The 26,996-nt window shown below is 64.2% G+C and carries 30 protein-coding genes; 9 read left to right on the forward strand and 21 right to left on the reverse strand.

Annotated features, from left to right (window positions below):
• On the forward strand, positions 1-1,077 hold the full coding sequence (locus tag N511_RS0101535; RefSeq protein WP_027677687.1) for a metallophosphoesterase: 1,077 nt from the start codon (positions 1-3) through the stop codon (positions 1,075-1,077).
• A gap of 47 nt (positions 1,078-1,124) precedes the next feature.
• Here N511_RS0101535 and N511_RS0101540 read toward each other — a convergent pair whose 3' ends face one another.
• Positions 1,125-1,652 carry an FKBP-type peptidyl-prolyl cis-trans isomerase gene (locus tag N511_RS0101540; RefSeq protein ID WP_027677688.1) on the reverse strand — a complete coding sequence of 176 codons (528 nt, stop codon included), beginning with the start codon at positions 1,650-1,652 and terminating at the stop codon, positions 1,125-1,127.
• 11 nt (positions 1,653-1,663) lie between these two features.
• On the opposite strand from N511_RS0101540, the gene N511_RS0101545 reads away from it, so the two are divergent.
• Together N511_RS0101545 and N511_RS25430 are read left to right on the forward strand one after the other, a co-directional pair.
• On the forward strand, positions 1,664-2,893 hold the full coding sequence (locus tag N511_RS0101545) for a ribosomal protein uL16 3-hydroxylase (RefSeq protein WP_027677689.1): 1,230 nt from the start codon (positions 1,664-1,666) through the stop codon (positions 2,891-2,893).
• Positions 2,894-3,132: 239 nt separating this feature from the next.
• Entirely contained in the window at positions 3,133-3,375 is a 243-nt protein-coding gene (locus tag N511_RS25430; protein ID WP_081785305.1) for a hypothetical protein, read from the forward strand.
• Positions 3,376-3,527: 152 nt separating this feature from the next.
• On the opposite strand, the gene N511_RS0101550 is transcribed toward N511_RS25430, so the two are convergent.
• From N511_RS0101550 to N511_RS0101585, 8 genes are all read right to left on the reverse strand, one after another.
• Positions 3,528-4,313 carry an MBL fold metallo-hydrolase gene (locus tag N511_RS0101550; protein ID WP_027677690.1) on the reverse strand — a complete coding sequence of 262 codons (786 nt, stop codon included), beginning with the start codon at positions 4,311-4,313 and terminating at the stop codon, positions 3,528-3,530.
• Between the two features lie 34 nt (positions 4,314-4,347).
• On the reverse strand, positions 4,348-5,544 hold the full coding sequence (gene bamC / locus N511_RS0101555; RefSeq protein ID WP_027677691.1) for an outer membrane protein assembly factor BamC: 1,197 nt from the start codon (positions 5,542-5,544) through the stop codon (positions 4,348-4,350).
• A gap of 61 nt (positions 5,545-5,605) precedes the next feature.
• Positions 5,606-6,490, reverse strand: coding sequence for a 4-hydroxy-tetrahydrodipicolinate synthase (gene dapA, locus N511_RS0101560; RefSeq protein ID WP_027677692.1), 885 nt, complete (start codon positions 6,488-6,490; stop codon positions 5,606-5,608).
• Between the two features lie 118 nt (positions 6,491-6,608).
• Positions 6,609-7,175: a class I SAM-dependent methyltransferase gene (locus N511_RS0101565; protein ID WP_027677693.1), complete on the reverse strand. Its 567-nt coding sequence runs from the start codon at positions 7,173-7,175 to the stop codon at positions 6,609-6,611.
• Between the two features lie 10 nt (positions 7,176-7,185).
• Positions 7,186-8,388, reverse strand: a complete 1,203-nt coding sequence (locus N511_RS0101570) for a tryptophan--tRNA ligase (protein ID WP_027677694.1) — start codon at positions 8,386-8,388, stop codon at positions 7,186-7,188.
• A gap of 21 nt (positions 8,389-8,409) precedes the next feature.
• The gene (locus tag N511_RS0101575; protein ID WP_027677695.1) at positions 8,410-9,075 is read right to left on the reverse strand and encodes a site-2 protease family protein; all 666 of its coding nucleotides are present in this window, start codon (positions 9,073-9,075) and stop codon (positions 8,410-8,412) included.
• 66 nt (positions 9,076-9,141) lie between these two features.
• Positions 9,142-9,765, reverse strand: coding sequence for an L-threonylcarbamoyladenylate synthase (locus N511_RS0101580; protein ID WP_027677696.1), 624 nt, complete (start codon positions 9,763-9,765; stop codon positions 9,142-9,144).
• A 13-nt stretch (positions 9,766-9,778) separates the two neighbouring features.
• Entirely contained in the window at positions 9,779-10,639 is an 861-nt protein-coding gene (locus tag N511_RS0101585) for a 3',5'-nucleoside bisphosphate phosphatase (protein ID WP_027677697.1), read from the reverse strand.
• 149 nt (positions 10,640-10,788) lie between these two features.
• Here N511_RS0101585 and N511_RS0101590 point away from each other — a divergent pair, with 149 nt between their 5' ends.
• The 3 genes from N511_RS0101590 to N511_RS0101600 are packed head-to-tail and all read left to right on the forward strand — an operon-like array spanning position 10,789 to position 12,815.
• Positions 10,789-11,868 carry an NAD(P)/FAD-dependent oxidoreductase gene (locus N511_RS0101590; RefSeq protein WP_027677698.1) on the forward strand — a complete coding sequence of 360 codons (1,080 nt, stop codon included), beginning with the start codon at positions 10,789-10,791 and terminating at the stop codon, positions 11,866-11,868.
• 15 nt (positions 11,869-11,883) lie between these two features.
• The gene (locus tag N511_RS0101595) at positions 11,884-12,429 is read left to right on the forward strand and encodes a DUF4166 domain-containing protein (protein WP_027677699.1); all 546 of its coding nucleotides are present in this window, start codon (positions 11,884-11,886) and stop codon (positions 12,427-12,429) included.
• Positions 12,426-12,815 carry a thiol-disulfide oxidoreductase DCC family protein gene (locus N511_RS0101600; RefSeq protein WP_027677700.1) on the forward strand — a complete coding sequence of 130 codons (390 nt, stop codon included), beginning with the start codon at positions 12,426-12,428 and terminating at the stop codon, positions 12,813-12,815. The genes N511_RS0101595 and N511_RS0101600 overlap by 4 nt, the downstream gene beginning before the upstream one ends.
• Before the next feature lie 8 nt (positions 12,816-12,823).
• Here N511_RS0101600 and N511_RS0101605 read toward each other — a convergent pair whose 3' ends face one another.
• Positions 12,824-13,741: an alpha/beta fold hydrolase gene (locus N511_RS0101605; protein WP_027677701.1), complete on the reverse strand. Its 918-nt coding sequence runs from the start codon at positions 13,739-13,741 to the stop codon at positions 12,824-12,826.
• A gap of 79 nt (positions 13,742-13,820) precedes the next feature.
• Entirely contained in the window at positions 13,821-14,690 is an 870-nt protein-coding gene (locus N511_RS0101610; protein WP_442965432.1) for a ferritin-like domain-containing protein, read from the reverse strand.
• Between the two features lie 88 nt (positions 14,691-14,778).
• On the opposite strand from N511_RS0101610, the gene N511_RS0101615 reads away from it, so the two are divergent.
• From N511_RS0101615 to N511_RS0101625, 3 genes are all read left to right on the forward strand, one after another.
• Positions 14,779-15,306: a gamma carbonic anhydrase family protein gene (locus tag N511_RS0101615; protein WP_004626140.1), complete on the forward strand. Its 528-nt coding sequence runs from the start codon at positions 14,779-14,781 to the stop codon at positions 15,304-15,306.
• Entirely contained in the window at positions 15,303-16,316 is a 1,014-nt protein-coding gene (gene hslO, locus N511_RS0101620) for an Hsp33 family molecular chaperone HslO (protein WP_027677703.1), read from the forward strand. Before N511_RS0101615 ends, hslO begins: the two co-directional genes overlap by 4 nt.
• Before the next feature lie 105 nt (positions 16,317-16,421).
• Positions 16,422-16,835, forward strand: a complete 414-nt coding sequence (locus tag N511_RS0101625; protein WP_027677704.1) for a hypothetical protein — start codon at positions 16,422-16,424, stop codon at positions 16,833-16,835.
• A 57-nt stretch (positions 16,836-16,892) separates the two neighbouring features.
• On the opposite strand, the gene ftsB is transcribed toward N511_RS0101625, so the two are convergent.
• The 10 genes from ftsB to N511_RS0101675 all read right to left on the reverse strand — a co-directional run bounded on the left by ftsB (position 16,893) and on the right by N511_RS0101675 (position 26,920).
• A complete protein-coding gene (gene ftsB / locus N511_RS0101630) occupies positions 16,893-17,228 on the reverse strand; it encodes a cell division protein FtsB (protein WP_027677705.1) in 336 nt (111 codons plus the stop codon).
• 91 nt (positions 17,229-17,319) lie between these two features.
• Positions 17,320-18,603, reverse strand: a complete 1,284-nt coding sequence (gene eno / locus N511_RS0101635; protein ID WP_009238483.1) for a phosphopyruvate hydratase — start codon at positions 18,601-18,603, stop codon at positions 17,320-17,322.
• 54 nt (positions 18,604-18,657) lie between these two features.
• Positions 18,658-18,948 carry a DUF1330 domain-containing protein gene (locus tag N511_RS0101640; protein ID WP_027677706.1) on the reverse strand — a complete coding sequence of 97 codons (291 nt, stop codon included), beginning with the start codon at positions 18,946-18,948 and terminating at the stop codon, positions 18,658-18,660.
• Positions 18,949-19,039: 91 nt separating this feature from the next.
• Positions 19,040-19,894 carry a 3-deoxy-8-phosphooctulonate synthase gene (gene kdsA / locus N511_RS0101645; protein ID WP_021194077.1) on the reverse strand — a complete coding sequence of 285 codons (855 nt, stop codon included), beginning with the start codon at positions 19,892-19,894 and terminating at the stop codon, positions 19,040-19,042.
• A 23-nt stretch (positions 19,895-19,917) separates the two neighbouring features.
• Positions 19,918-21,582 carry a CTP synthase gene (locus tag N511_RS0101650; RefSeq protein ID WP_027677707.1) on the reverse strand — a complete coding sequence of 555 codons (1,665 nt, stop codon included), beginning with the start codon at positions 21,580-21,582 and terminating at the stop codon, positions 19,918-19,920.
• 91 nt (positions 21,583-21,673) lie between these two features.
• Positions 21,674-22,495 carry an alpha/beta fold hydrolase gene (locus tag N511_RS0101655; protein ID WP_027677708.1) on the reverse strand — a complete coding sequence of 274 codons (822 nt, stop codon included), beginning with the start codon at positions 22,493-22,495 and terminating at the stop codon, positions 21,674-21,676.
• 17 nt (positions 22,496-22,512) lie between these two features.
• Positions 22,513-23,415, reverse strand: coding sequence for a peptidase (locus N511_RS0101660; RefSeq protein ID WP_027677709.1), 903 nt, complete (start codon positions 23,413-23,415; stop codon positions 22,513-22,515).
• A gap of 83 nt (positions 23,416-23,498) precedes the next feature.
• Positions 23,499-24,344 carry a transglutaminase family protein gene (locus N511_RS0101665; protein WP_027677710.1) on the reverse strand — a complete coding sequence of 282 codons (846 nt, stop codon included), beginning with the start codon at positions 24,342-24,344 and terminating at the stop codon, positions 23,499-23,501.
• A gap of 58 nt (positions 24,345-24,402) precedes the next feature.
• The gene (locus N511_RS0101670; RefSeq protein WP_027677711.1) at positions 24,403-25,353 is read right to left on the reverse strand and encodes an alpha-E domain-containing protein; all 951 of its coding nucleotides are present in this window, start codon (positions 25,351-25,353) and stop codon (positions 24,403-24,405) included.
• 82 nt (positions 25,354-25,435) lie between these two features.
• Positions 25,436-26,920 carry a circularly permuted type 2 ATP-grasp protein gene (locus N511_RS0101675; RefSeq protein WP_027677712.1) on the reverse strand — a complete coding sequence of 495 codons (1,485 nt, stop codon included), beginning with the start codon at positions 26,918-26,920 and terminating at the stop codon, positions 25,436-25,438.
• Positions 26,921-26,996: the final 76 nt, after the last annotated feature.

A 26,996-nucleotide genomic window follows, 5' to 3' on the forward strand; every position in this document is an offset into this window, starting at 1 on the left:
ATGACACGGCGCGGCGCAACTTCCCGCAGGTTTCCATGCATCGCCTTGGCATTGGCGATGCTGCTGCCGGTGGCTGCGCCCGCTGCGTCCAAGAGCGCGAAGCCTGCAAATGACGCGCCGTCCGCCTTCGCCTTCACGGTCATCGGCAACCTTCCCGAACGCCCCGAAGATGTCGCGCCCGTGCGCACGCTGCTGGACGCCATCGACGCCGAACATCCGGCCTTCGTCGTTCACCTGGGCAACCTCAAGGGCCGCGATGAATCGTGCGCCGACACGCTGCTCGAAGCGCGCCACGACCTGCTCGACAGCCTGATCGCACCCGTCATCTACATCCCGGGCGACCACGACTGGAGCGACTGCCAGCGCCCCGCGGCGGGCAGCTTCGACCCGGTGGAGCGCCTGGTGCGCCTGCGCGAGCTGTTCTACCCCGACGACAACACGCTCGGCCAGCGCACTATGACGGTCATGCGCCAGTCGGATCAGGCCAAGTTCCGCAGCTACCGCGAAAACACGCGCTGGACGATGAACGACGTGTTGTTCGTCACCCTCAACGTGCCCGGCGACAACAACAACTACAAAACCGCGGGCGGGCGCAACGGCGAATACGAAGACCGCCTCGAAGCCAATCGTCAATGGCTCGCTCGCGCCTTTGCCGTCGCGCGTCAACGCAAGATGGCCGGCGTGGTCGTCATGATGCAAGCCGATCCGCTCTTCGAAGATGGCTGGGAGCGGCGCCGCGCACCCACCCTGCTCGACGGTTTATTGCGCCGCCGTTCGCATGACGGTTATCTGGCGCTCAAGCGCCAGTTGCGCACGCTCACGCGCGACTACGACGGTGCCGTCCTCCTGATCCACGGTGCCAGCCAGACGTTCATGCTCGACCGCCCGCTCAAGGACGAAGACGGCCGGCCGGATCCGCACGTCATGCGCGCACGCACCTATGGTTCGCCGGTGCTCGACCGCTGGCTGGAGGTGTCTGTCACGCCGGGCCGCACGCCGCTCTTCCATATCCGCAGCCGCCGCCTCGACAACACGCCGGCGCCCGCCCCGGAGATTGCACCGGCGCCCGCGCAATAAAAAACGGGAGCCGAAGCTCCCGTTTTCGTAACTCGATAAACCGCCGATCAGTGCAGCGTGTGCGGCTTGTCGTCGTCTTCGTCCTCGTCCACCACTTCGAGGCCGGTTTCACCATGCACGTGGCCGTGCTCGATTTCTTCCGCGGTGGCTTCACGCACTTCCGTCACCTTCAGCTCGAAGCGCAGCGCCATGCCGGCCAGCGGGTGGTTGCCATCCAGCACAACCTTGTCTTCCGCCACATCCGTGACGGTGTAGACGATGGCATCTTCTTCATCGCCATCTTCGGGCACGCCCTCGAACTGCATGCCGACTTCGAGCGGCTCGGGGAAACGATCGCGCGGCTCGATCTTGATCAGCTCTTGATCGTAGTCACCGAAAGCGTCGTCCGGCTCGAGCTGCAGTTTGGTCTCGTAGCCTTGCTCGTGGCCGTCCAGCGCTTCCTCGATCTTGGGGAACGTGCCATCATAGCCGCCGTGCAAATACACCATCGGCTCATCGGATTCCTCGATGACGTTGCCCTGCGCGTCGGACAGTTTGTAAGCCACCGACACCACCGTATTCTTCGCGATTTTCAATTGCGCACTCCATGAACGAAGTCCCATTATACGCTGCCGATGGCGGCGTCCAACCTGCTCTTCCAGCGGGGCATCCGGCGCAACTTCTCGGCGGTCTGTCACCGCGCGATTTCATGCGCACGCACTGGCAGAAAAAGCCTCTGCTGATCCGTCAGGCACTTTCTCCCGACGAGATGCGTGCGCTGCACTTTCCGCTCTCGCCCGAACGCGTACTTGCCCTGGCTGCGCGCCACGATGTCGAGTCCCGACTGATCGCGCAATCGCGCGGGCGCTGGTCCTTCAATCACGGCCCCTTCGACGAACGCCCGCTACCGTCGCGCAAGACCCGCAACTGGTCGGTGCTTGTGCAAGGCGCGAACCTCGTCGAGCCGGCGGTCGAAGCGCTGATGCAACGTTTCCGGTTCATTCCCGACGCGCGGCTCGATGACGTGATGATCAGCTTCGCAACCGACGGCGGCGGCGTCGGCCCGCACTTCGATTCGTACGATGTGTTCCTGCTGCAAGCGCACGGCAAACGCCGCTGGCGCATCTCCGCACAGGAGGACCTCACGCTCATCCCTGATCTGCCGCTGAAAATCCTCGCCAATTTCCGGCCCGAAGAGGAATTCGTGCTCGAACCCGGCGACATGCTCTATCTGCCCCCGCACTACGCGCACGACGGCGTGGCCGAGGGCGATTGCATGACATACTCGATCGGTTTCCGCTCACCGTCGTACCGAGAATTGGCGGGCCACTTTCTGGGCTTCCTGTCGCAAACGCTGGAAGACGATCCCAACTTTGAAGGTCGCTACGCAGACCCCGACCAAAAGCCGACCGAACACCCCGGCGAACTGCCCGCCGCCATGGTCAAGGCGCTTGCGCAGAAGCTCAACGCATTGCGCTGGACGCCTGATCTCGTTGGTGAATTCCTCGGCGCGTATCTGTCCGAGCCGAAGGATCACGTCGACTTCGTGACGCAGCCCCGCTTGCCGCTTGCACGCTTCACGGCCCGGGCGCGCAAGGAAGGCATCGTCCTCGATGCGCGAACGCAGGCGCTGTATGACGCGCAACGCTTCTGGATCAACGGCGACACGTTCGAGCCGTCGGGAACGCTGCTTGCGTGGCTTTCCGCGTTGGCCGACGCACGTCGTGCGAGCGCCGCGTCGGTGGATGCGGCGGCCGGCCTGCCGGATCTGATGGACACGCTGCACGCATGGTACGAAGAAGGCTGGCTGAGGTTGGCTGGCCCTGCGCAGCGATGATTCCGCGTTGAAACAGATCGTTACAAAAGCGTTTGAATCGTACGTGCGTCAGGCCCGACTCAACTACACAGGGTAGGTAAAGGTCGCTATAATCCGACGCTAGCTTGCAAGCCGAGCAGCCCTCGTGCGGCTTGGCTGCCAGCATAGAAGAAGGTGTAGTACCTGAGCGATAATTACCGGTAATTATTCATCGCCCTTTCTGTTGTTCGCTTTCCATATTCAGTTTAAGGATCGAAAAAATGAAAAAGTCTCTCCTGATCGCCTCGCTGATGGCTGCTGTTGCTCTGGCTGCTTGCGGTAAGAAAGAAGAAGCTGCTGCTCCGGCCGCTGCTCCGGAAGCTTCGGCTCCGGCCGCTGCTGCTCCGGCTCCGGCTGCTTCGGACGCTGCTGCAGCTCCGGCTGCCCCGGCTGCCCCGGCTGCTTCGGACGCTGCCGCTTCGGCTCCGGCTGCTGACGCTTCGGCTCCGGCTGCTAAGCAATAATCGCGTTTCTCGCGAGACAAAAAGCCGACCCTCGGGTCGGCTTTTTTCATGGGCGCGATCTAAGTTTCAGTTCGTGGCAGCAATGACGCGCCCATCCGCCATTCAAAGTTGTTTCTGAATCTTACAAGCCGCTCCAGACAGGCCTCAGGCCCTCAAACGGTGCGCCAAAGCAGGCCCTCTTCCTGATCGGCGATCGGCACGTCTTCAACGCAAGCGCCCAGCGGCGCGGCAATCGCTTCGGCAGCCAACAACGGCGTGTTGTTCTGCTTGGACAGATGTGCAGCCACCACCGTATGCAACGCATCGTGGCGCACGCGCGTGAGGATCGCGGCGGCAATGTCATTGGCCAAGTGGCCAAAATCCCCGCCGATGCGACGCTTCAACGACCACGGATACGCTGAATTGGCCAGCATGTCGCGGTCGTGATTGCATTCGAGCACAAGGGCGTGCATCCCTGCCAGATGCGTGCAGAGATATTCCGTCGACATGCCAGCGTCGGTCAGCACCCCCAGGCGCCGTGCCCCGTCGTTGAAGACGAACTGCAGCGGCTCGCGCGCGTCATGCGGCACGGTGTAAGGCAAGATTTGCAGATCGCCGACGGAGAACACATCGTCGGCGCGGCAGAAACGCACGGCCGCGCGGTCGGCGCCGCGCAGGTTTTCGGTCGCGCGATATGTGCCGTGGCTGGTCCAGACCGGGATATTGAATTTGGCGGCAACCGCGTAGGCGCTGCCAACGTGATCGCTATGCTCGTGCGTGACAAGGATAGCGTTGAGAGATTCCGGCGTGCAGCCCAGGCGTTCGAGCCGCCGCACAGTCTCGCGGATACCGAATCCGCAGTCGAGCAGAATGCGCGTGCATGTCGCACCGCTCGCCGATTCGACGAGCAGCGCATTCCCTTCACTGCCGCTGCCAAGGCTGGCGAATCTCAGTGTCATCGCCCACCCAGGCAGCCGTACTGCATAACGTCGATTAGCGCAGTTGCTCGTCGAGCAGCGACAGGATGCGCTTGCCGATGTCACCGGTTTGCGCGGAGCCGTCGTCGTTCTGCACCAGCACCGTCGACGACGTGCCGGCATCCTTCACCACCACGCGGTAACGCTTGGCACGCTTGAGGTCTTCGATCTTCGTGCCCGAGAACAGGCGCGAGAAGAAGCCCGGTGCATTCGCTTCGGCACGCGTATCAGCGTAGCGGACGAAGTACACGCCTTGCGAACGGTCGCGATCATCCACGGTGAAGTTGACGCGATCCAGTGCAAGACCCACGGTGCGCCAGGCGCGGTCGAAGGGTTCCGGTACTTGCAGAGCCGGCTGACCATTCGATTGCGTCAGCAGCGACGGGCCCGTGCGCGGAGCAGGCTCGGCCTTCGCGCCGTCTTGCACCGGATGCACAGCCTGCGTTTGTGCGAGCTTCTGCTGCGCGGCTTCCTTGCTGGCGCCCAGACGCTGCATCAGGCGTGAGAGGAATTCGGCCTCGAGTTCGGGATCGGCCGGGCGCGGCGTCCACACGGTCTGGTCCTTGGACGAACCCACCAATTGTTCCTGCGCGCCACGATGCGAGATATAGACCTCGACCGAGCCATTCGGCCCCTTCTCGATGCGGGTGCGGAACTTGTCGCGCTCCGACGTCGAGTACAGACCATCGAACACCTTGCCGACGGTGCGGCGGATGATGTCCTGCGGAATCTTCGCGCGGTTCTCGGCCCAGTCGGTTTCCATGATGCCGGTCTCGGGCGAGTCGATCACCAACAGGAAGCCCAGCTCTTGCCAGAAGGTGCGCAATTGCGGCCACAGGGCATCCGGCGTGGTCTTCACGACCAGCCAGCGCTGATTGCCATCACGCTCGATGCGCATGTCGGACACGGCGGGCAGCACGTTGTCAGTGCCCGAGCCCGGCGTCGTGACCTTCGGCGCCGTCGACGTATAGGCCGACAGCGTGGTCGTGCCCGTGTCCGGTGCAGCATAGCGGCGATCCGCCTGGATGCCGGTCAGGTCGGGCGGGACCTCAAGGGTCGGGCCCTTCTTGGCCTGCGATTTGTAATCGATGCGGTCCGGCTGCATCACCTCATTGACGGTATCGCAACCGGAAATCAGGGCAACCGACAGCGCGGCCAGCAACAGTTGAGCGGACGTCGCCACAGCCCCGCGACGGGTTTGGTGCAGTTTCATTGACTTGCGATCCTTCAGATGAGAACGATGGCTTAAGGGCCTGAGAAGCGCCTTGAAACAATCAGGAGAGCAGCCCGGCATCCTTCAGGGATGCGCGCACAACCTCGTGATACTGGGGTGCCAGCGGCGTCAACGGCAGGCGGATGCCGCCTTCCATCTTGCCCATGGCCTGGAGAGCCCACTTGACGGGAATCGGGTTCGACTCGACGAACAGATTCTTGTGCACCGACAGCAGTTGCATATGGATGCGGCGAGCCGTTTCCACGTCGCCGCGCATCGCCGCCGCGCACAGTTCGTGCATGGCGCGCGGCGCAACGTTGGCCGTCACGGAAATATTGCCGTGCCCACCCAGCAGCATCAGCGCGATGGCGGTCGGATCATCCCCACTGTAAATCTTGAACGAGGCCGGCGCGCCCTTGATGAGTTGCGCGGCGCGGTCGATGTTACCGGTCGCTTCCTTCACGCCGATGATGCCCGGCACTTCAGCCAGACGCAGCATCGTTTCGACCGTCATATCGGCCACAGTGCGGCCCGGCACGTTGTACAGAATGACCGGCAGATCCACCGACTCGGCCACCTTGCGGAAGTGCAAATACATGCCTTCCTGCGTCGGCTTGTTGTAGTACGGCACGACCTGCAGCGAGGCATCGGCGCCCACCTGCTTGGCGTAGGCCGTCAGCTCCACCGCTTCGGTGGTGGAGTTGCCGCCGGTGCCGGCAATGATGGGGATGCGCTTGTTGGCCTGCTCGACCGCCACGCGGATCAGCTCACGGTGCTCTTCCACCGACACGGTCGGCGATTCACCGCTGGTGCCGACGATCACGATGCCGTCGGTGCCTTCGGCGATGTGCCAGTCAATGAGCTTGCGCAGGGACGGGAAATCAAGGCTGCCGTCCTCGTGCATGGGCGTGACGATGGCGACGAGACTGCCGGAAATCTGGATCATGGTTTCGAAAGCAGACAAAAGCGTGAACGTAAACAGTCGGATTGTACCGGATCGTCAGAACGGATTCGCCACATCTGAGACCCGCCAAGAGACGGGTAAGCCGCCGTCCTCAGCAACTTCAAAGTGCGTAGCGCGGCGCAACCGCTCCAGCAGGCTCGCGAACCGCGCAAACCCGCTGCACGTAAGCCTCGCGGGGCGATGCGAGAAAACCGTCTTCGTAGCCGATCACCCGCAACGGGCCTCGCACCGCGTCAAGCAATTCACCCGGCGCCAGCAGGAATGCCGGGTTCGACGGTTTCCCGACGGTTTCGTTTCCCGCGGCAAAGGTTTCGTAGATCAACCGGCCGCCCGGCGCGACGGCTGCAAGCAAGCGCGACCATAGCGGCCGGTGCAGGTAGTTCGTGACGACAACCGCATCGAAAGTGGCCCCGGCGGGCAACGGCCACGGGTTCCCTTCGATGTCGGCGACGAGGGTTTGGGCGATGCCCGCAAGGCCCGAAAGCGCTACCGCGTCACGGTCGATGCCGGTTACGCGCAGGCCGCGTGCAGCCAGCCAACGCGCATGGCGGCCGCTGCCGCAGGCCACGTCCAGCACGGAGGCGCCCGCCGGCAGTTCAGCCGCCCAGCGCAGCACCCACGGCGACGGCGCAGCAAGCGTATGCGGATCCGATGCGGCAGCAGACATCGACGGCCTATCAGCTGTACGTCAGACCCATCGCCTCGCGCACTTCGCGCATGGTCTCTTGCGTGACCTTCCGGGCGTTGTCGCAGCCGTCGGCGATGATGGCGCGCAGCAGGGACGGATCGTCCATGTATTTCTGAGCGCGCTCGAGCATCGGCTGCTGTTCACGCAGGATGCCCTCGATCACCGGCTGCTTGCATTCCAGGCAGCCAATGCCTGCGCTGCGGCAGCCCTTCTGCACCCATTCCTTCGTGTCGGCATCGGAGTAGACCTGGTGCAGCTGCCAGACCGGGCACTTGTCCGGATCGCCCGGATCGGTGCGGCGCACGCGGGCCGGGTCGGTCGGCATGGTGCGAACCTTTTTCTCGACGGTTTCCTTGTCCTCGCGCATGCGGATCGTGTTGCCGTACGACTTGGACATCTTCTGGCCATCAAGACCGGGCATGCGCGATGCCTCGGTCAGCAGCACCTGCGGCTCGGGCAGGATGATCTTGCGAGCACCTTCCAGGTAGCCGAACAGGCGTTCGCGGTCGCCCATCGAAAGGCTCTGCGACTCGGCCAGCAGTGCGCGGGCCTGCTCCAGGGCTTCGTCTTCACCACGCTCCTGGTAGGCGGTGCGCAGTTCCAGATACAGCTTGGCGCGCTTGCCACCGAGCTTCTTGGCCGCTTCCAGCGCCTTCTCTTCGAAGCCGGGTTCGCGGCCGTACAGGTAGTTGAAGCGGCGGGCCACTTCACGCGTCATCTCGACGTGCGGCACTTGGTCTTCGCCCACGGGGACAAAGCCAGCGCGGTAGATGAGGATGTCAGCGGCCTGCAGCAGCGGGTAGCCGAGGAAGCCGTAGGTGGAGAGATCCTTTTCCTTCAGCTTCTCGATCTGATCCTTGTACGTCGGCACGCGCTCGAGCCAGCCCAGCGGCGTGCCCATCGAGAGCAGCAGGAACAGTTCGGCGTGTTCGGGCACGCGGCTCTGGATGAACAGCGTGGACTGGGTCGGATCCACGCCTGCAGCCAGCCAGTCGATCAGCATCTCCCACACCGACTCCTCGATCACCTCGGGCGACTCGTAGTGCGTGGTCAGCGCATGCCAGTCGGCGACGAAGAAGAAGCACGGGTACTCGGCTTGCAGCCGGACCCAGTTTTTCAGGACGCCGTGGTAATGCCCCAGGTGCAGCGCACCGGTCGGACGCATGCCAGAGAGAACGCGGTCAGGAAACATGTGGGAAATGGAGTTGAAGACTCAGGAAAACAGCATCTGCAGCGGACTCAGAATCCACTGCAGCAGTTGAAACAGCAGCGCCATGATCGGGCGCATCCAGACATTGGTAATGACGTTGGAAATGATCAACGCCATCACGATGAAGAAGCCGAACGGTTCTATGCGTGACAGCCCCAGCGCCATCCTGGGCGGCAGCAGTGCAGCCAGCACACGGCCGCCATCGAGCGGCGGCAGCGGGAACATGTTGAACGCCGCCATCACCATATTGACCAGAATGCCGGCGCGCGCCATGCCGATCAGGAACGGCTCATTCACGCCGCCCACCGCGAACACAACTGCCAGCACGCCCCAGAAAATCGCCTGGACAAAGTTGGTGGCAGGCCCGGCCAGCGCCACCCACATGCCATGCCAGCGCGGATCACGCAGATGGCCAAAGCGCACCGGCACCGGCTTGGCATAACCAAACACGAACGCGCCCTTGGTGGCGAAATACAGCAACAGCGGCATCGCAATCGTGCCGATGGGATCGATGTGCCGCAGCGGGTTGATGCTGATGCGGCCCATGACATAGGCCGTATCGTCGCCGAAATGCTTCGCGACATAGCCATGCGCCGCCTCGTGGAGCGTGATGGCAAACAGGACGGGGATCGCGTAAACCGCGATGTTCTGGATCAGTGTGGGGTCCATAGGCGGGCTATTGTAGCAAGCGCGCGCCGCACCACGGCGCCACCGAAGCACGCGCCAAGGCGTCGCCTACAACCCCACGCGGGCAGGATCGCCCCGGCCCTGGCGCACGAGTTCGGGCTCGCCGCTCGTCAGGTCGACGACGGTGGTAGGTTCGGCCGGGGCCGGGCCACCGTCGATGACGAGTTCAAGCTGCTTTTCGAGCCGATCGCGAATGGTCTCGGCCTCGTTGAGCGGCTCGTCATCGCCGGGCAGCTGCAGCGTGGCGGAAAGCAGCGGCTCACCCAGTTCGGCCATCAGCGCCAGGGGAATCGCGTGTTCCGGTACGCGCAGGCCGATCGTCTTGCGCGACGGATGCGAAAGCCGGCGCGGCACCTCCTTGGTCGCTTCCAGCAGGAAGACGAACGGCCCAGGCGTGGCCGCCTTCAGCACGCGATATTGCTTGTTGTCGACGCGCGCAAACGTGGCCAGCTCGGAAAGGTCACGGCACATCAGCGTGAGGTGATGCTTTTCGTCGATGCCGCGCACGCGGCGCAGGCGCTCGACGGCGGATTTGTCGTCCAGATGGCAGGCGAGCGCGTAACAGGAATCGGTAGGCAGCGCGACCAGGCCGCCGGCGCGGATGATCTCCGCCGCTTGGCGAATCAAGCGCCCTTGCGGCGTGGTCGGATGAATCTGGAAGAACTGGGACATGGCAGGCGCGCGCTCAGGACATCCACCGGCTCCAGACCGGTGTCAGGTTGTCGGGCAGCGGCGGCAGCGTGCCAAGTTCGACGCGGCCCTCACCCGGGCCGTGGAAATCTGAACCGCGCGACGCCAGCAGGCCGTAGCGACGGGCAACGTCGGCATACAACGCGTATTGGTCGGGCGTATGGCTGCCGGTGATGACCTCGACGCCCTCCCCGCCCAGCGCCTTGAATTCATCGAACAGCGCGCCGTGCTCGACCAGCGATAGCGTGTACCGCCCCGGATGCGCCATCACCGCGACGCCCCCGGCGCCCTTGATCCAGTGGATCGCCTCGGCGAGGCGCGACCAGCGATGCGGCACGTAACCCGGCTTGCCGTCGCCCAGATAGCGGTCGAACACCTCGTGGATATCCCGGCAGTGGCCATGCTCGACGAGGAAGCGCGCGAAGTGCGTGCGGGAGACCATGTCCGGATTACCGGCGTAGCGCAACGCACCTTCGTAAGCGCCTTCGATACCGAGTTTGGCAAGCGCCGCGCTGATGTCTTCCGCGCGGGCGCAGCGGCCGGAGCGCGTGCGTTCCAGCCCCTGCACCAGATCGGCATTTTCAGGATCGATGCCGAGGCCAACGATGTGCAGCGTGCGCCCGGCCCACGTCACCGAAATCTCGACGCCCGCGAGGTATTCCATGCCCAGCGCCGTCGCGGCTTCGCGTGCGGCGGCCTGTCCGCCCACTTCGTCGTGGTCGGTCAACGCCCAGAGCGTCACGCCGTGGGCGGCAGCGCGCGCGGCCACTTCGTGCGGCGCAAGCATGCCGTCCGACACGGTCGAATGGCAGTGCAGATCGGCATTTCGGGCGGAGGCGGCGGAGATGTTCGGCATTCCGCCATTTTACTGCTGCGGCGCGCAACGCGGGGCCCTGCCCGCCACCGCTCGGCATCCGGAAGACCTGACAGCCCGTGGCGGTGTTCGCGGCGCGCCGCTTGCTGCAGGCTATAGTGCCCGCATTGTTTCGTTCCCTGCGCTTTGCCATGACCTCCGCCGCCACTCTGAATGCCGCTTCCCCCCAGCCCGTGGAACAACGTATCGACGTGCTCGTCGTGGGCGCCGGGCCGGTCGGGCTGTTTGCGGCGTTCCAGGCGGGCGTGCTCGGCATGTCGTGTGTGTTGGTGGATGCATTGGACCGCCCGGGTGGTCAATGCACCGAGCTGTACCCGGAAAAGCCCATCTACGACATCCCGGCGCTGGTGTCGTGCACCGCACAGGAACTCGTCGATCGGCTGATGGCCCAGTGCGCGCCGTTCAATTACCCCATTCTGTGCAACCGACGCGCTGAGACCGTCGAAACGCTGGAAACCGAGCACGGCCAGCGCTTTCGCGTCACGACAAGCGCCGGGGACGCGTTCGACTGCGCCGCCGTCCTGATTACGGCGGGCAACGGCGCGTTCACGCCACAACGCGTGGCCCTGCCTGAAGCGGCCGCGCTGGAAGGTCGCCATCTCCATTACGCCGTGCGCGACACCGCGCGCTTTGCAGGCAAGCGCGTCGTCATTGCCGGCGGCGGAGATTCCGCGCTCGACTGGGCACTCGCGTTGCGCAACGTCGCCGCACGCGTGACGCTGGTCCATCGGCGAGAGGGCTTCCGCGCAGCCGACGCGAGCGTTGCTGAAATGCGCGCCGCCGTGGCCGCCGGCGAAATGGACTTTGTGCTCGGCATGCTTTCGCGCCTGGACAGCACGCCCGACGGCACACTCACCGGCGCAGCCATCCGCGGGCGCGACGGCGAAACCGTGCTGCCCTGCGATGAACTGATCGCGCTATATGGGCTGGTCTCCGAGCCGGGCCCCATTGCCAACTGGGGCGTGGAAATGCGCGCGGGCCGCATCACCGTGGAAACAACGGCGTACGAGACGTCGCGCCCTGGCGTGTTTGCGGCCGGCGATATCGCGCTGTATCCGAACAAACAGAAGTTGATCCTGTCTGGCTTCCATGAAGTGGCGATGGCGCTGCGGCGCGCTTATCGCTACGCGAACCCCGACAAAACGCTCGTGCATACGCATTCGAGCAACGATGCGGGGCTGCAGACGAAGCTGCATGTCACGGCGGAATAAGGAATAAGTTCTCGCATGCGCGCACCGTCGCTCTACGAAACCGTGCTCGGCGCGCGGTATGCGGAGCTGGCGCCGGCCGTGCAGACATTCCACCGAATGACCGGCGCGGTGACCCTGCACGGCGAGGTCGAAACGGAACCGCCCGCATCGCGCCTCGCACGCGTGCTTGCATGGTGCATTCGCACGCCGCGGACACCGACGCGCGGCCCGATCCGCATCACGCTTCAGACCGCAGCCACGGAAGAAACCTGGACACGCCAATTCCCCCGCCACACGATGCGCTCGACCTTGTCGCTGCGCCGGGGGCACCTCACAGAGCGGCTCGGCGCGGTGCGTCTGTTCTTTGCGCTGGAGACACATCAAGGCGTGTTGCAGATGCGCCTGCAAGGCTTACGCTTTCTCGGCATCCCGTGCCCTGCCTGGCTGCGGCCCGCCGTGTTGGCCGAGGAGTCAGGCGACGGTGACCGCTTCCACTTCAACGTCCGCGCCAGCGTGCCGTTGCTCGGCGTGGTAGCGGCGTATCGAGGTTATCTCGATCTGGCGACGGTGGAACGCGCATGATCGTCGTCTACGATGCGCACTGCCTGCTGTGCAGCGGCTCCATCCAGTTTCTGCTGCGACATGATCGACAAGGCATGCTGCGCTTTGCCTCCATGCAAGGCGAGACCGGGCGACGGTTGCTCGCGCAGGCCGGCGTGGATCCGGATGACGTCGATACCGTCCTGTTCGTGCGTGACGGCAAGGCGTGGCGGGAAAGCGCTGCCGTCCTGCGCATCCTGCATGTGCTCGGCTGGCCGTGGCGGTTGGCATGGATCGGTTGGTTGATCCCTGCGGCACTGCGCGACGCCGTTTACCGCCGCGTCGCGCGCAACCGCTATCGATGGTTTGGGCGGTCAGACACCTGCATCCTGCCGCCGGCCGGCACGGCACAGCGGTTTCTCGATTGAGCTTCCGCTCAACGCTGCATGCAGAACTCTTCAATGAGCGCGGCCACCTGCTCCGGCTGATCGTGATGCAGCATGTGGCCCGCATCTGCAATCAGCACCTCACGGAAATCAGGGAACGCCCCAAAGCGCGTCTTGAATTCGGCCAGCGGCACATCGCCTGCAATGGCTTTTAGCGTGGGCGAATCGACGGCCTCGACGTGGAGCACGGGCGCGGTAACCCGGCGCCAGATTTCCATCACCTCATCCAACCGATACAGCTGCGGATTGATGATCTTGTGCGCCGGGTCGCCAAGGATTTCCCAGCGGCCTTCGGCATTCCGGCTCGACCAGTGCTGCGCCAGGAATGCCGCCTTGTCGGCCGGCAAACGCGGATTCGTTTTCTGGAGGCGCGCGGCGACGTCTTCGACGGTGGCGTAGGTGTTGAGGCGCGGCTTGTCCTTCAGTTCATCGAGCCAGCGCGCATAGCGGCGCGGCGCCTGCGACGCCTTCGACGCCGACATGCCGAAGCCTTCCAGATCTACCACGCGCCGAACGCGCTCGGGCCGGATGCCCGCGTACAGGCACACCACGTTGGCGCCCAGGCTGTGCCCGACCAGCGTCACCTGCCCCTCCGGCTGATAGTGATCGATGATGGCTTCGAGGTCGGCCACGTAATCGGCAAACCAGTAGCTCTCGACGCCGGGGGCATCGGTGGGCCGGGCGGTCTGGCCGTAGCCGCGCCAATCCGGCGCCACGATATGCCAGCGCTCGCGCAGCGCATCGACCAGAAACTGGAACGACGCCGACACATCCATCCACCCGTGAAACAGGAACAAGATGGGCGCCCCCGGCTCGCCCCATTCGCGGATGTGGTAGCGCAGGCCGCGCACGGGTAGATAGGTCGAGCGGGAGGCCTGACGTGCGGCAGGCTGTGTGGTGGAGTCCATGGTTTCCGTCACCGAGTAGAAATCGAACGATCGTTCTTTTTCCGGCGATTATAGCGGCGGATGGACAACCCCGTAGCGCTTAGAACGAGGCTTCCAGCGCAGCAATCTCATCGTCGTCGAAACCGGCCTGACGCCGCGCTTCAAGGTTGAACGGCCCGCGCAAACGCGGCGCACCGTATTGTTCGGCCAGCTTGCGATACGTCGGCACGGGGTCCAGCCCTGCGCGCTCGCAGAGCCAGCGGTACCACCGGTTGCCGACCGCGACGTGGCCAATCTCGTCCCGCAGGATGATGTCGAGGATGCCTGCAGCCGCCATATCGCCAGCCTGCGCGAGCTTGGCGCGGATCGGCGGCGAAGCATCGAGCCCGCGCGCCTCCAGCGTGCGCGGCACGAGCGCCATGCGCGCGAGCGGATCGGCGGCGGTTTTCTCCGTCATTTGCCAGAGGCCGTCGTGGGCGGGGTGATCGCCGTAGCGGCAATCCAGCGTGGCCAGATGGGCGGAAAGCAGCGAAAAGTGCGTCGCCTCTTCCGCCGCCACGCGCGTCCAGTCTTGATAGAAGGCCACCGGCATGCCGGCAAAACGCCACACGGCGTCGAGCGCAAGATTGATGGCGTTGAATTCGATGTGCGCGAGCGCGTGCAGCAGCGCGCCCCGACCGCGTGGCGTATCGATCGCACGGCGACGCGGAACCTCGGCAGGCGGCACGAGCACCGGGGCCTCCGGCCGCCCGGGCACACCGCCTTCCGGTGCCGCAATGGCTTCGTCAATACCCCAGCGCGCGGCGTCGACGCCCTTGGCACGCTCGCCCAGACGAAGGGTGACGTCCACCTTGCTGGCCGGATCGGTGAGACACAGCGCGGCAAGGGCTGCATGACGGAGCGTGTCAGCGGGCGTTGGGTGGCGAGGTTGCGGAGCGGTCATCAGCGTACAATTTGGACTTTCCGCCATTTTAATTCGACGCATCGGCTTGCCTTGCCCGGCAAGCTTGAAGACGCGCCCCTTTCCCCCATCTACGCAGATTCTGGAGACCGATCGCATGGCCCTCTACCAACTCGGCGATGTTGCACCGACCATTGACGCCAACGCCTATGTGGCCCCCGAAGCGACCGTCATCGGCCGCGTGGAGCTGAAAGCGCGCGCGAGCGTATGGCCCGGCGCCGTCATCCGCGGCGACAACGAGCCGATTACCGTGGGCGAGGCCAGCAACGTGCAGGAAGGCTCGGTGCTGCACACCGATCCTGGCTGCCCGCTGAACATCGGCGACCGCGTAACGATCGGCCACCAGGCCATGCTGCATGGCTGCACGATCGGCGAAGGCTCGCTGATCGGCATTCAGGCGGTGGTGCTCAATCGCGCGGTGATCGGCAAGAACTGCCTGGTGGGCGCGGGTGCGATCGTCACCGAAGGCAAGGTCTTCGAAGACGGCACGCTTATTCTGGGCGCGCCCGCCAAGGCTGTGCGCAAACTGACGGAAGACGACATCGCCAAGATGCACTTGAACACCGAAACGTATGCGGTGCGCCAGGCGATGTACAAGCAGCAACTGAAACGGATCGATGGATGACTGACGAGCTGAAGAAATTTGTATTCGACGCCGCGCCCGTGCGCGGTGAACTGGTGCGCCTGGAAGGGACGTGGCAGGAGGTGCTGGGCCGCCGCCGCTACCCTGCCCCGGTCAGTACTCTGCTGGGCGAGATGATGGCCGCCGCCGCGCTGCTGTCGGCCAACCTCAAGTTCAACGGCGCGCTCGTCATGCAGCTGCACGGCGACGGCCCGGTGCACATGCTGGTCGTCGAGTGCAACTCCGACCTGTCGATGCGCGCCACCGCCAAGATTGCCGAAGACGCTGAGATTGCCGACGACGCCACGCTGGCCGCCATGGTCAACGTGCATGGCAACGGACGATTCGCCATCACGCTCGATCCGCAGGACAAGCTGCCCGGCCAGCAGCCATATCAAGGCATCGTGCCGCTGTCCGACGAGAACGGACCGCTCGCGAGCATTACCGAGGTGCTTGAGCACTACATGCAAAGCTCCGAGCAGCTGGACACGCGCCTGTGGCTGGCTGCCAACGACAAGGTCGCCTCGGGCATGCTGCTGCAGCGCCTGCCTTCATATGGCGGGGCAATGGAAGGCCGCACCGGCCATGCCCCCGCGCAGGTCGGTGAAACGGGCCAGCCGCTGCACAAGGACGTGCAGGAGCAGGACCTCGACACGTGGGAACGCGTTTGCCAGCTCGGCAAGACCCTGCGCCGCGACGAACTGCTCGAGCAGCCGATCGACACGCTCATCAAGCGCCTGTATTGGGAAGAAATGGAATCGGCCGGCATCCGCATGTTCGAGCCACAGAGCCCGCGTTTTCGCTGCTCGTGCTCTCGGCTGCGCGTGGGCTCCATGCTGCGTACGCTTGGCCAACCCGAAGTCGACAGCATTCTGGAAGAATGCGGCAAGGTGGAAATCGATTGCGAATTCTGCGGCCAGCACTACAGCTTCGATGCTGTGGATTGTGCACAGCTCTTCGCCCAAGAGACGGTCGCACAAGGCATTCAGGAAGCATCCGACCAGCGCCACTGAACACGGCGACATAGTATGAAGTACGCGTGGCGCGCGGCACTTATCAGGGCCGCCCACGCTCTAAGTCGCCAGTTACCTCATCTGCCGCCTGCTGCGGAACGCACCATGTCCGAGCCCACGACTTCGTCCCTACGATCGTTGATTCTTTCACGCGCTGCCGCGCTGGCCTTGCCGCTCGGGGCGGCGCTGCTGGCTTCAGCCTGCGTTGCGGTACCGCGTGGCCCGGGCGGCACACCCTACACCGCCCGGCTGCCGGACGATACGCAGGCTGCGGCACCGGCACCGCTGTCGCCAGAAGAGCGCAAGAAGCTGGACGCGCTGAATGCCAAGGCGCTGCGCGAATCCGATCAGGCCATCCAGCGTGACGCCCAAGCGCGCGCTTATGCGGCCGCGCCGTACTACACGCCGTACCCGTACTACGGAGGCTATTCGGTGTATTACGGCAGCGGATGGCGCCACCGTGGGGGCTGGGGCGTCAGCTACGGTGCACCCGTCTGGGGCTATCCGTACTACTGGTAAATCCGGGGAGTTGCCTTCAACACGAGCGCGTCTGCGGGACGCGTTCGCACGACAGCGTCAGTGATGCGCCTGCTGGCCCGCCGGAGGAGGCGGTGGCGGCGGGGTTTCGCTGGTTCTCGGGGCCGGTGCGACAAACTGCACGAAGCCTTCGTCGTCCTTGACCATCCCAAGCTCGTAGCGCGCGCGCTCTTCAATGGCGCCCGTGCCTTCCTTCAGGTCCTTCACTTCGCCTTCAAGCTTGGTGTTGCGCAGCTTCAGTTCAGCGTTGCGCTGATTCTGGGCCGTCACCTGCTTCTGCATGTCCCACACGCGCAGCCAGCCACCTTTGCCCAGCCAAAGCGGGTACTGGATGGCAAGCAGCAACAACAGCAGGAACAGCGTAATGAGGCGCATAGGGACAAGCGTTGGCGGTACTCGGGCTCCAAATACCATGCGACCGCCAGAGCGGCGGTCGCACAGTCATGCGGAGCAAAACTGCGAGGGATTATCGCAGGTTATAGAACGCCGACTTGCCCGGATAGCTGGCGATATCACCGAGGTCTTCTTCGATGCGCAGCAGCTGGTTGTACTTGGCCATGCGGTCCGAACGCGACAGCGAGCCCGTCTTGATCTGGCCGGCGTTCGTGCCAACAGCGATGTCGGCAATCGTGCTGTCTTCGGTTTCGCCCGAGCGGTGCGAGATCACGGCGGTGTAGCCGGCGCGCTTGGCCATCTCGATGGCGGCAAACGTCTCGGTCAGCGTGCCGATCTGGTTGATCTTGATGAGGATCGAGTTGGCGATGCCCTTCTCGATACCTTCCTTCAGGATCTTGGTGTTGGTGACGAAGAGGTCGTCGCCCACCAGCTGCACCTTCTTGCCGAGCTTCTCGGTCAGGGCCTTCCAGCCCGCCCAGTCGCTCTCGTGCATGCCGTCTTCGATCGACACGATCGGGAACTTGTCAGCCAGATTCGCCAAATAGTTGGCGAAGTCCTCCGACGACAGCTGCAGGCCCTCGCCTTCGAGGTGGTATTTGCCATCCTTATAGAACTCGGACGCGGCGCAGTCCAACGCCAGCAGCACGTCTTCGCCGGCCTTGTAGCCAGCCTGCTCGATGGCCGACAGGATGGTGTTCAGGCACTCTTCGTTGCTGGCGAAGTTCGGTGCGAAGCCGCCTTCGTCGCCCACGGCCGTGCTCATGCCCTTGTCAGCCAGGATCTTCTTCAGCGCGTGGAAGATCTCGGCGCCGCAGCGCAGGGCTTCACGGAAGCTCGACTGGCCGACCGGCATCACCATGAATTCCTGGATGTCCAGGCTGTTGTTGGCGTGCGCGCCACCGTTGACGATGTTCATCATCGGCACCGGCATCTGCATCGCGCCCGAACCGCCGAAGTAGCGATACAGCGGCAGGCCGGCTTCTTCAGCAGCGGCCTTGGCGACGGCCATCGACACGGCCAGCATGGCGTTTGCGCCCAGGCGGCTCTTGTTCTCGGTGCCGTCCAGGTCGATCAGGGTGCGGTCCAGGAACGCCTGTTCCGATGCGTCCAGGCCCATGATGGCCTCGGAGATCTCGGTGTTGATGTGCTCGACGGCCTTGAGCACGCCCTTGCCCAGATAGCGCGACTTGTCACCGTCACGCAGTTCGATGGCTTCGCGCGAGCCGGTGGATGCACCCGACGGCACCGCTGCACGGCCCATCACGCCCGATTCCAGCAGCACGTCGCATTCGACGGTGGGGTTGCCGCGCGAGTCCAGCACTTCGCGACCGATGATATCTACGATGGCACTCATGAAAATCCCTCTTGGTGTCTTAAAGCAGGTAATGCTACGAGGTCGAGGGGCGGCTTAAACGCCTTCGACCACGATCATGTTCATGTGGGCAGCCTTGGCGCGCGCATTGCGGGCAGCGAGATATTCCTCGCTGTCGTAGAACGCCTTGGCAGCGTCGTAGCTCGGGAACTTGAGCACGACGATGCGAGTGGGGTTCCACTCGCCTTCCAGTTGCTCGGTCTTGCCGCCGCGCACCAGCGGCTCGGCGCCATGCGCTTGCATGGCCTTGGTCGACAGCGTCTTGTATTGCTCGTATTGCACGGGGTCTGTCACGTCCACGTACGCGAGGATGTAGCCAGCGGCCATGTGTCTCTCTCCGGAAGCCAAAACGAAAGCTGAACTGAGCGGAACCGAAAACGACAGCGGCGGCTGGTGTGGCCGCCGATGGTCAGAAAAATCAGTCGAACTGATTTTCCAGGAAACCGCTGCGCTTGGTGAGCGCGTCCAGTTCTTTCAGTACTGACAGCAAGTCTTTCATGCGGCGCAGCGGCACGGCATTCGGGCCATCTGATTTCGCGCATGCGGGATCAGGGTGCGTTTCCATGAAGACACCCGCAACGCCCGTCGCGATAGCTGCCCGGGCCAGCACCGGCACGAACTCGCGCTGACCGCCGGAGCTGGTGCCCTGGCCGCCCGGCAATTGCACCGAATGCGTCGCGTCGAACACGACCGGTGCGCCCGTCTCGCGCATGATCGCCAGCGAGCGCATGTCCGACACGAGATTGTTGTAGCCGAACGAAGCGCCACGCTCGCAGGCCATGAAGTTGTCTTCCGGCAGGCCGGCATCGCGAGCCGCGTGACGCGCCTTGTCGATGACATTCTTCATGTCGTGCGGCGCGAGGAACTGGCCCTTCTTGATGTTGACGGGCTTGCCGCTCTGCGCGCAGGCACGGATGAAATCGGTCTGGCGGCACAGGAACGCCGGCGTCTGCAGGACGTCCACGACCTCCGCTACCGGCTTGATCTCATCGATCTCGTGGATGTCGGTCAGCACGGGCACGCCCACCTGGCGACGCACTTCCGCCAGGATGCGCAGGCCTTCTTCCATGCCCAAGCCGCGGAACGAAGCGTCCGACGAGCGGTTCGCCTTATCGAACGACGACTTGTAGATGAACGGAATGCCCAGCGCGCCGGTGATTTCCTTGAGCGTGCCGGCGGTGTCGATCGCCATCTGCTCGGATTCGATCACGCAAGTGCCGGCAATCAGGAAGAACGGTTTGTCGAGGCCGACTTCGAAATCGCAGAGTTTCATCGTATTTCCCGTGCGCCAGCGCGTTAGGCGACAGCGCGTTGCGCGGTCTGGTTGTGATGCGCCAGCGCGGCTTCCACGTAGGCCTTGAACAGCGGGTGGCCGTCACGCGGTGTCGAGGTGAATTCCGGGTGGAACTGCACGCCGACGAACCACGGGTGCATCGACGCCGGCAGTTCCATCATTTCCGGCAGGTTTTCCGACGGCGTACGCGCGGAGATGATCATCCCGGCCTTTTCCAGCTGCGGCACGTAGTGGTTGTTCACCTCGTAGCGATGGCGATGGCGCTCGTTGACTTCCGCACCGTAGATCGCCGCCGCCTTGGTGCCCGGCTGAACCGGCACGCGCTGCGAGCCCAGGCGCATGGTGCCGCCCATGTCGGAGTCGGCCGAGCGCTTTTCGACGCGGCCATCGCGATCCAGCCACTCGGTGATGAGCGCGACCACCGGGTGTTCGGTCTCGTCGTTGAATTCGGTGCTGTTGGCGTCCTTCATGCCAGCCAGATGGCGCGCAAATTCAATCACGGCCAACTGCATACCCAGGCAGATGCCCAGGTAAGGCACGCCCTTTTCGCGGGCGTATTGAATTGCGCGGATCTTGCCTTCCGTACCGCGCTTGCCGAAGCCGCCCGGCACCAGCACCGCGTCGAGCGTGTCCAGCACCTGCGTGTGGCCCGATTCCAGCTCTTCAGAATCGATGTACTCGATATTGACGCGCGTGGAGGTGTGCAGGCCGGCGTGGCGCAGTGCCTCGATCAGCGACTTGTACGACTCGGTCAGGTCAACATACTTGCCGACCATGCCGATGGTGATCTCGTGCTGCGGGTTTTCCAGCGTGTGGACCATGCGTGCCCACACGGACAGATCCGCCGGCGGCGCTTCGATACGCAGTTCTTCGCAGATGATGCGATCCAGCCCCTGCTCGTTGAGCATCTGCGGGATCTTGTAGATGGTGTCGACATCCCACACCGAGATGACCGCGTCCTGCGGCATGTTGGCGAAGAGCGAAATCTTCGCGCGTTCATCGTCGGGAATCGGACGGTCGGCGCGGCAGAGCAGCGCGGTCGGCTGCACGCCAATTTCGCGCAGCTTCTGCACCGAGTGCTGGGTCGGCTTGGTCTTCAGCTCGCCGGCGCTGGCAATGAAAGGCACCAGCGTCAGGTGCGCAAAGGCCACTTGGTTGCGGCCCAGGCGCAGGCTCATCTGGCGGGCGGCCTCCAGGAACGGCAGCGATTCGATATCGCCCACCGTACCGCCGATTTCCACGATCGCCACATCGGCCTTGCCGTCGTGCGATGCCGCGGCGCCGCGCTCGATGAACGCCTGGATTTCGTTGGTGATATGCGGAATGACCTGCACCGTCTTGCCGAGATACTCGCCGCGACGCTCCTTGCGGATCACGGATTCGTAAATCTGGCCGGTGGTGAAGTTGTTCGCCTTGCGCATCTTGGCCGAGACGAAACGCTCGTAGTGGCCAAGATCGAGGTCGGTTTCTGCGCCGTCCTCGGTCACAAACACTTCGCCGTGCTGGAACGGGCTCATGGTGCCCGGGTCGACGTTGATGTAAGGATCGAGTTTGAGGAGGGTGACTTTGAGGCCCCGCGACTCAAGAATGGCCGCGAGCGAGGCGGCGGCGATGCCCTTGCCGAGTGAGGACACTACGCCACCGGTAACGAATACGAACTTGGTCATGACCTAGCTTGCCGGGGAAAGCCGGATTATAGCAAAGGTCCCCCCTCCGCTCCGTGACAGAACGGTGGAATTTGCCCGAGAGCAGTCTCGCCTACGCGGCGTGCCGCATGGCGCCTGCGTTGGCGCGCATTTCGCCGATCAATTCGCGGATCAACTCGGCCGTTTCCAGCGGTTTTTCCATCGGATAGAGATGGCTGCCCTCGATCCAGCGCAGCCTGCTGCCGACGATGCGCCGCGTCGCACCCAGTCCGACCTGACGAATCTCGCGCGAACGGGTGCCGGCCACAAAGCTGACCGGGAATGCCGTGCCGCCCGCGACCTTTCGCCCCATGTTGGTCGGCAAGGTGCGGTAAATCTGGTATTCGATTTCGCGCGAGAAGCGCAGTGTGCGCTCGCGATCACGGCCGGTGGGCTCGGTGCCATGTTCGACATAGTCGCGCAGCACGTCTTCGTCCCAACGATCGAACTTGCGTTTGGCCTTGAAGTGGCTCCAGACGGCGTCGAGGTCGGGCCACAGATGGCGCCGGTTCTTCGTCGCCGCGGCGGGCGACTGGCTCTCGTCGATGTCCAGCCATTGCGCCACGCGCAGCAGCTTGGCGCGCCATCCCGCGATGATCGGCGAATCGAGCATCACGACGCCGCGCACGCGTTCGGGCCGGCGCAACGCCGCCATCAGGCTCAGGAAGCCGCCCAAGGAATGGCCGACCAGCCAGACCGGCTCGGCCTGCGCGTCGATTTCTGCCAGCAGTTCTTTCACCAGGCCGGGCCAGGAGCGAGTGACCGGAAAACGCGGATCGTGCCCAAAGCGCTCCACCGCGCGGATGTCGAATTCATCCCCGAGCACACCGAGCATCTTGCGATAGGTGCCGACCGGAAAGCCGTTGGCATGCGAAAACAGCATCACGTCGCGCATTGCAGGTCCCGTGCCGTTCAGCGTGACTTCTGGGATCCGCCGGCCACGCGCTGGATCGTCGACACCTGCTCCAACGCGGGGCCGGGCGCGCGGTCCGGCGTGGCGGGCGCCTCGGCAGCGGGCGGCGCAATGCGCACGGGCCCCACCTCTGCAGAGGGATGCCCCTCCCGGCGCAAGGGGTGCGACGGTGAAGTGCCGGTTTCCCAATCCGGATCCTCGATTTCAGCAAACACTTGGCGCAGGCGCTTGCCCCACGTGCCGCGAATCATCGCGAAATACGGATTCTCTTCGTCGATGGCCACAAAGCGCGTCACCCGCAGGGAGTCGGTTTCGTAGACCAGCAGATCCAGCGGCAACCCTACCGAAATATTCGACTTCAGCGTCGAATCCATCGAGATGAGCGCGCACTTCGCGGCTTCGTCCAGCGGCAGCCCCGGGCTGACCACGCGGTCAATGATCGGCTTGCCATACTTGGCCTCGCCGATCTGGAAGTAGCAGTTCTCGGGCGTGGCCTCAATGAAGTTGCCCGCCGCGTAGACGTTGAACAGGCGCGGCCGCTCTGCGCCGATCTGCCCGCCAAAGATGATGCTGACATTGAAGTCGATCTTGGCCTTGGCCAGCGCCGCGGCGTCGCGGTCATAGACATCGCGTACGGCTTCGCCGACGATCGTGGCGGCCTCGAACATGTCCCGCGCCGTCCACAGCGAGCGCGGCTTGCCGCGTGCTTCGGTCAACACTTGGCGCACGGCCTGGCTGATCGCCAGATTCCCAGCCGTCAGCAGCACCATGACGCGATCGCCTTCGCGCTCGAAGACGGTCATCTTGCGGAATGTGGAAATGGCGTCCACACCCGCATTCGTGCGGGAGTCGGACAGGAACACAAGGCCTGCGTCCAGGCGCATGGCGACGCAATAGGTCATGGGCGAAACGACAAACGGAAACGGTGGGTTGGGGGCATTCTAGCGCGCCGGTCGGAACCCATCCGCGCGCTTGGAAGAGGTGCTCAATTCACGCCGACAGCCTCGACGGGCAGCGGCTCGATGGAAATACGGACGTCGAGCGTCTCCGCACCTCCGCCCTGCCGCACGCCACGCACCGGCGCGGCCGATTGATAATCGCGCCCGACTGCCAGGCGGATGTGCCGCGTATCGGTAAAGCACTGGTGAGTGACGTCGATGCTGCACCAGGTGTGCGATTCGGCGTCGAGGCACACGTCGGCCCAGGCGTGGCTGGCCAGATCTTCTTCCCCGACGGCATGGAAATAGCCGCTGACGTAGCGCGCCGGCACGCCCAGCGCGCGGCAGCAGGCGACCATCACCTGTGCCTGGTCCTGGCATACGCCGGCGCCCAGACCAAATGCCTCCGCAGCGGCCGTACCGACATGCGTGGTGTTCGGCTTGTAGCGCACGCGCTTGGCGATGGCCTGCGCCAGCCGCATCGCCGATTCAGCATCGCCCGGCACCAGCGCGTGCTCGCGCGCAAAGTTGACCATCTCCGGCGGCGCGGAAGTCAGCGGCGTGGCGGTCAGAAAATACAGCGGCGAAACGCGATAGCGCCCTTGGCCCGGTGCATCGACAAAGCGTTGGCTGCCGGGCGCGCCCGTAGGAAACGCCTCGACAACGCCGCGCGCCTCGATGGTGACGTCTTCCGTACGCGTGCCGAGGGTGAAGTGATGGACGACGTTGCCGAAACCGTCGGTGGCGCGCGTGAGGTTGCCGGGCGCGTGGATCTGCCAGCTATCCACCTGCTGCAGCTCGCCGCTGCGAGGCGTCAGCCGCAGCTCATGCACGCTATGGCGTAGCGGCTCGGCATAACGGTAGACCGTCGTATGTCGAATTTGGTATTTCACGATGACACGGGCGCGGCCCGAAAGCGGCGCCCCGATGTATGCACAATGCCCTGCAGCGTCATGCGACTTCGAGCGGCACCAGGAAATCCTGACTGATGCCGTTGCCCAGGTCGCCGATCCGCTCCAGGAAGTTGGTCAGCCAGGCATGCAGGCCGACCGAAAAGATATCTTCAATGCGGGCGTACCGCAGGTCGGCGTGCAGTTTACCAGCGCGCCGCTCCGTCTCCGCCGATTGACTGTTGCGCACGGTGGAAAGAATGCTGACCACCTCGTCCATGCTGGCCAGGAGGGAGCGCGGCATATCGCTGCGCAGGATCAGCAGCTCCGCCACGCGCGTCGGCGTAATGACGTTGCGATAGATCTTGCGATACACCTCGAAACCCGATACGGAGCGCAGCGTGGCGGCCCAGTGATAGAAGTCGCCCTGCTCGGCGGCCGATTCATCGCGCGTTGGCGTCGACTGGAACTTCACGTCGAGCAGCCGGGCCGTGTTGTCCGCACGCTCCAGGAAGGTCCCCAGCCGCATGAACTGGAACGCGTCATCCGTCAGCATGGTGCCGACCTGCACACCGCGCGACAGGTGCGAGCGGAACTTCACCCATTCAAAGAATTGCGATGGATCGTCGCGCAGCATGCCTTCGCCAATCAGGCGCTGCACATCCAGCCAGGTGGTGTTGATGGTTTCCCACACCTCCGTGGTGAGGGAGCCGCGCACGGCTCGGGCGTTCTCGCGCGCGCCGCGCAGGCAGCTCATGATCGAAGACGGGTTGGTCATGTCGCGCACCATGAAGTCGATCACGTCGTCGCGCGAAAGCAGGCCGTAGCGGTCGGCAAAAACCCGGGTGAGTTCGGAAATATCGAGCATTGCCCACCAGCCCTGCTCCGCCACTTCGGCCGATTGCGGCATCAGCGAGGTCTGGTAGTTCACGTCGAGCATGCGGGCGGTGTTCTCGGCGCGTTCGGTGTAGCGCGCCATCCAGAAAAGGTGGTCTGCGGTGCGGCTGAGCATGGCGTTCCCTTCTACGTATTCGATATGCGGTGGATCGACTGATCGATTGATCGATGGCCAGGTTGCGTCGCTGCGCGAACGTTCAGCGCTCCAGCACCCACGTGTCCTTCGTTCCGCCGCCCTGCGATGAGTTGACCACCAGCGAGCCGGCCCGCAACGCCACGCGCGTGAGGCCGCCGGGCACCATGCGCACGTCCTTGCCGGACAGCACGAACGGCCGAAGATCGATGTGGCGCGGCGCGATACCGGCTTCCACATACGTTGGGCAAGTCGACAGCGCCAGGGTAGGCTGCGCGATGTATTGATCGGGGCGGGCCTTCACCACCTCGCGGAAAGCCGCGATCTCCTCCTGCGTGGCTGCCGGGCCGACCAGCATGCCGTAACCGCCCGCGCCGTGCGTCTCTTTGACGACCAGTTCGCCCATGTGGTCCAGGACGTATTGCAGGTCATCCGGCCGGCGGCACATGTACGTCGGCACGTTGTTCAGAATCGGCTCCTCGCCCAGGTAGAAGCGGATCATGTCCGGCACATACGGATAGATCGACTTGTCGTCTGCCACGCCGGTGCCGATGGCATTGCAAATGGTGACGTTGCCCGCGCGATAGACCGACAACAGGCCGGCTGCGCCCAGCGAAGAATCGGGCCGGAAGACGAGCGGATCGAGGAAGTCGTCGTCCACACGGCGGTAGATGACATCGATGCGCTGCGGGCCCTGCGTCGTGCGCATGTAGAGATGGTCGTCCTGCACGAACAGGTCGTGCCCCTCCACCAGCTCGACACCCATCTGCTGCGCCAGGAACGCATGTTCGAAATACGCGGAGTTGTACATGCCGGGCGTGAGCACCACCACCGTCGGGTCGGCAATGTTCTGCGGCGAGACGCTGCGCAGCATGTCGAGCAGCATGTCGGGGTAATGCGCGACCGGCGCCACACGATTGCGTGCGAACAACTCCGGAAACAGCCGCATCATCATCTTGCGGTTTTCCAGCATGTACGACACACCGGAGGGCACGCGCAGGTTGTCTTCCAGCACGTAGAACTCGCCCTCGCCGGCGCGCACGATGTCGATGCCCGCCACGTGCGCGTAGATGTCGCGCGGCACGTTGACGCCAAGCATGTCCGGGCGATATTGGGCGTTGTTGTAGATCTGGTCGGGCGGGATGACGCCCGCGCGCAGGATGTTCTGCTCGTGGTAGATGTCGTGGAGGAAGCGGTTCAGCGCATCAACGCGTTGTCGCAGACCGCGCTCGAGCGTGGCCCACTCGCTTGCGGGGAAGATGCGCGGAATGATGTCGAACGGGATCGTGCGCTCGGTGCCGCTGTTCGATTCGTCCTTGTCGCCGTACACCGCAAAGGTGATGCCGACCCGGCGGAAGATCAGGTCCGCCTCGGCGCGCTTGTTCTGCAGCGTTGTGGCGGATTGCGCGCCCAGCCATTCGGCGAAACGTCCGTAGTGGCTGCGAACCTCGCCCTGCTGGACGAGCGCTGCCGGGGCCGGTTCGGCGGCATGGGGACTGCGGTCCCCGTCATGCCAGTTGAGCATTTCATCGTAGAACCGGACTGCCATGCTTTTCTCCCCTGACGGCGCCGCGCGATGTACGCGGCACGTGGTTTTTATAGCACAGCGGTTTTAACCCCCACAA

The organism is Ralstonia sp. UNC404CL21Col, assembly GCF_000620465.1.
GTDB lineage: Bacteria > Pseudomonadota > Gammaproteobacteria > Burkholderiales > Burkholderiaceae > Ralstonia > Ralstonia flatus.

Bases quoted from the DNA above. Each gene is read 5' to 3' on its own strand.
- N511_RS0101545 (WP_027677689.1), top strand. From the start codon at position 1,664: ATGAACGAAGTCCCATTATACGCTGCCGATGGCGGCGTCCAACCTGCT.
- N511_RS0101640 (WP_027677706.1), bottom strand. From the start codon at position 18,948: ATGGCCGCTGGCTACATCCTCGCGTACGTGGACGTGACAGACCCCGTG.
- N511_RS0101625 (WP_027677704.1), top strand. From the start codon at position 16,422: ATGTCCGAGCCCACGACTTCGTCCCTACGATCGTTGATTCTTTCACGC.
- N511_RS0101550 (WP_027677690.1), bottom strand. From the start codon at position 4,313: ATGACACTGAGATTCGCCAGCCTTGGCAGCGGCAGTGAAGGGAATGCG.
- N511_RS0101670 (WP_027677711.1), bottom strand. From the start codon at position 25,353: ATGCTCAGCCGCACCGCAGACCACCTTTTCTGGATGGCGCGCTACACC.
- N511_RS0101580 (WP_027677696.1), bottom strand. From the start codon at position 9,765: ATGTCCCAGTTCTTCCAGATTCATCCGACCACGCCGCAAGGGCGCTTG.
- N511_RS0101675 (WP_027677712.1), bottom strand. From the start codon at position 26,920: ATGGCAGTCCGGTTCTACGATGAAATGCTCAACTGGCATGACGGGGAC.
- N511_RS0101570 (WP_027677694.1), bottom strand. From the start codon at position 8,388: ATGTTTCCTGACCGCGTTCTCTCTGGCATGCGTCCGACCGGTGCGCTG.
- N511_RS0101600 (WP_027677700.1), top strand. From the start codon at position 12,426: ATGATCGTCGTCTACGATGCGCACTGCCTGCTGTGCAGCGGCTCCATC.
- ftsB (WP_027677705.1), bottom strand. From the start codon at position 17,228: ATGCGCCTCATTACGCTGTTCCTGCTGTTGTTGCTGCTTGCCATCCAG.
- dapA (WP_027677692.1), bottom strand. From the start codon at position 6,490: ATGATCCAGATTTCCGGCAGTCTCGTCGCCATCGTCACGCCCATGCAC.
- N511_RS0101610 (WP_442965432.1), bottom strand. From the start codon at position 14,690: ATGGCGGAAAGTCCAAATTGTACGCTGATGACCGCTCCGCAACCTCGC.
- N511_RS0101585 (WP_027677697.1), bottom strand. From the start codon at position 10,639: ATGCCGAACATCTCCGCCGCCTCCGCCCGAAATGCCGATCTGCACTGC.
- N511_RS0101590 (WP_027677698.1), top strand. From the start codon at position 10,789: ATGACCTCCGCCGCCACTCTGAATGCCGCTTCCCCCCAGCCCGTGGAA.
- N511_RS0101595 (WP_027677699.1), top strand. From the start codon at position 11,884: ATGCGCGCACCGTCGCTCTACGAAACCGTGCTCGGCGCGCGGTATGCG.
- N511_RS0101650 (WP_027677707.1), bottom strand. From the start codon at position 21,582: ATGACCAAGTTCGTATTCGTTACCGGTGGCGTAGTGTCCTCACTCGGC.
- eno (WP_009238483.1), bottom strand. From the start codon at position 18,603: ATGAGTGCCATCGTAGATATCATCGGTCGCGAAGTGCTGGACTCGCGC.
- N511_RS0101605 (WP_027677701.1), bottom strand. From the start codon at position 13,741: ATGGACTCCACCACACAGCCTGCCGCACGTCAGGCCTCCCGCTCGACC.
- N511_RS0101575 (WP_027677695.1), bottom strand. From the start codon at position 9,075: ATGGACCCCACACTGATCCAGAACATCGCGGTTTACGCGATCCCCGTC.
- N511_RS0101655 (WP_027677708.1), bottom strand. From the start codon at position 22,495: ATGCGCGACGTGATGCTGTTTTCGCATGCCAACGGCTTTCCGGTCGGC.
- N511_RS0101535 (WP_027677687.1), top strand. From the start codon at position 1: ATGACACGGCGCGGCGCAACTTCCCGCAGGTTTCCATGCATCGCCTTG.
- N511_RS0101615 (WP_004626140.1), top strand. From the start codon at position 14,779: ATGGCCCTCTACCAACTCGGCGATGTTGCACCGACCATTGACGCCAAC.
- N511_RS0101660 (WP_027677709.1), bottom strand. From the start codon at position 23,415: ATGACCTATTGCGTCGCCATGCGCCTGGACGCAGGCCTTGTGTTCCTG.
- N511_RS0101565 (WP_027677693.1), bottom strand. From the start codon at position 7,175: ATGTCTGCTGCCGCATCGGATCCGCATACGCTTGCTGCGCCGTCGCCG.
- N511_RS25430 (WP_081785305.1), top strand. From the start codon at position 3,133: ATGAAAAAGTCTCTCCTGATCGCCTCGCTGATGGCTGCTGTTGCTCTG.
- hslO (WP_027677703.1), top strand. From the start codon at position 15,303: ATGACTGACGAGCTGAAGAAATTTGTATTCGACGCCGCGCCCGTGCGC.
- bamC (WP_027677691.1), bottom strand. From the start codon at position 5,544: ATGAAACTGCACCAAACCCGTCGCGGGGCTGTGGCGACGTCCGCTCAA.
- kdsA (WP_021194077.1), bottom strand. From the start codon at position 19,894: ATGAAACTCTGCGATTTCGAAGTCGGCCTCGACAAACCGTTCTTCCTG.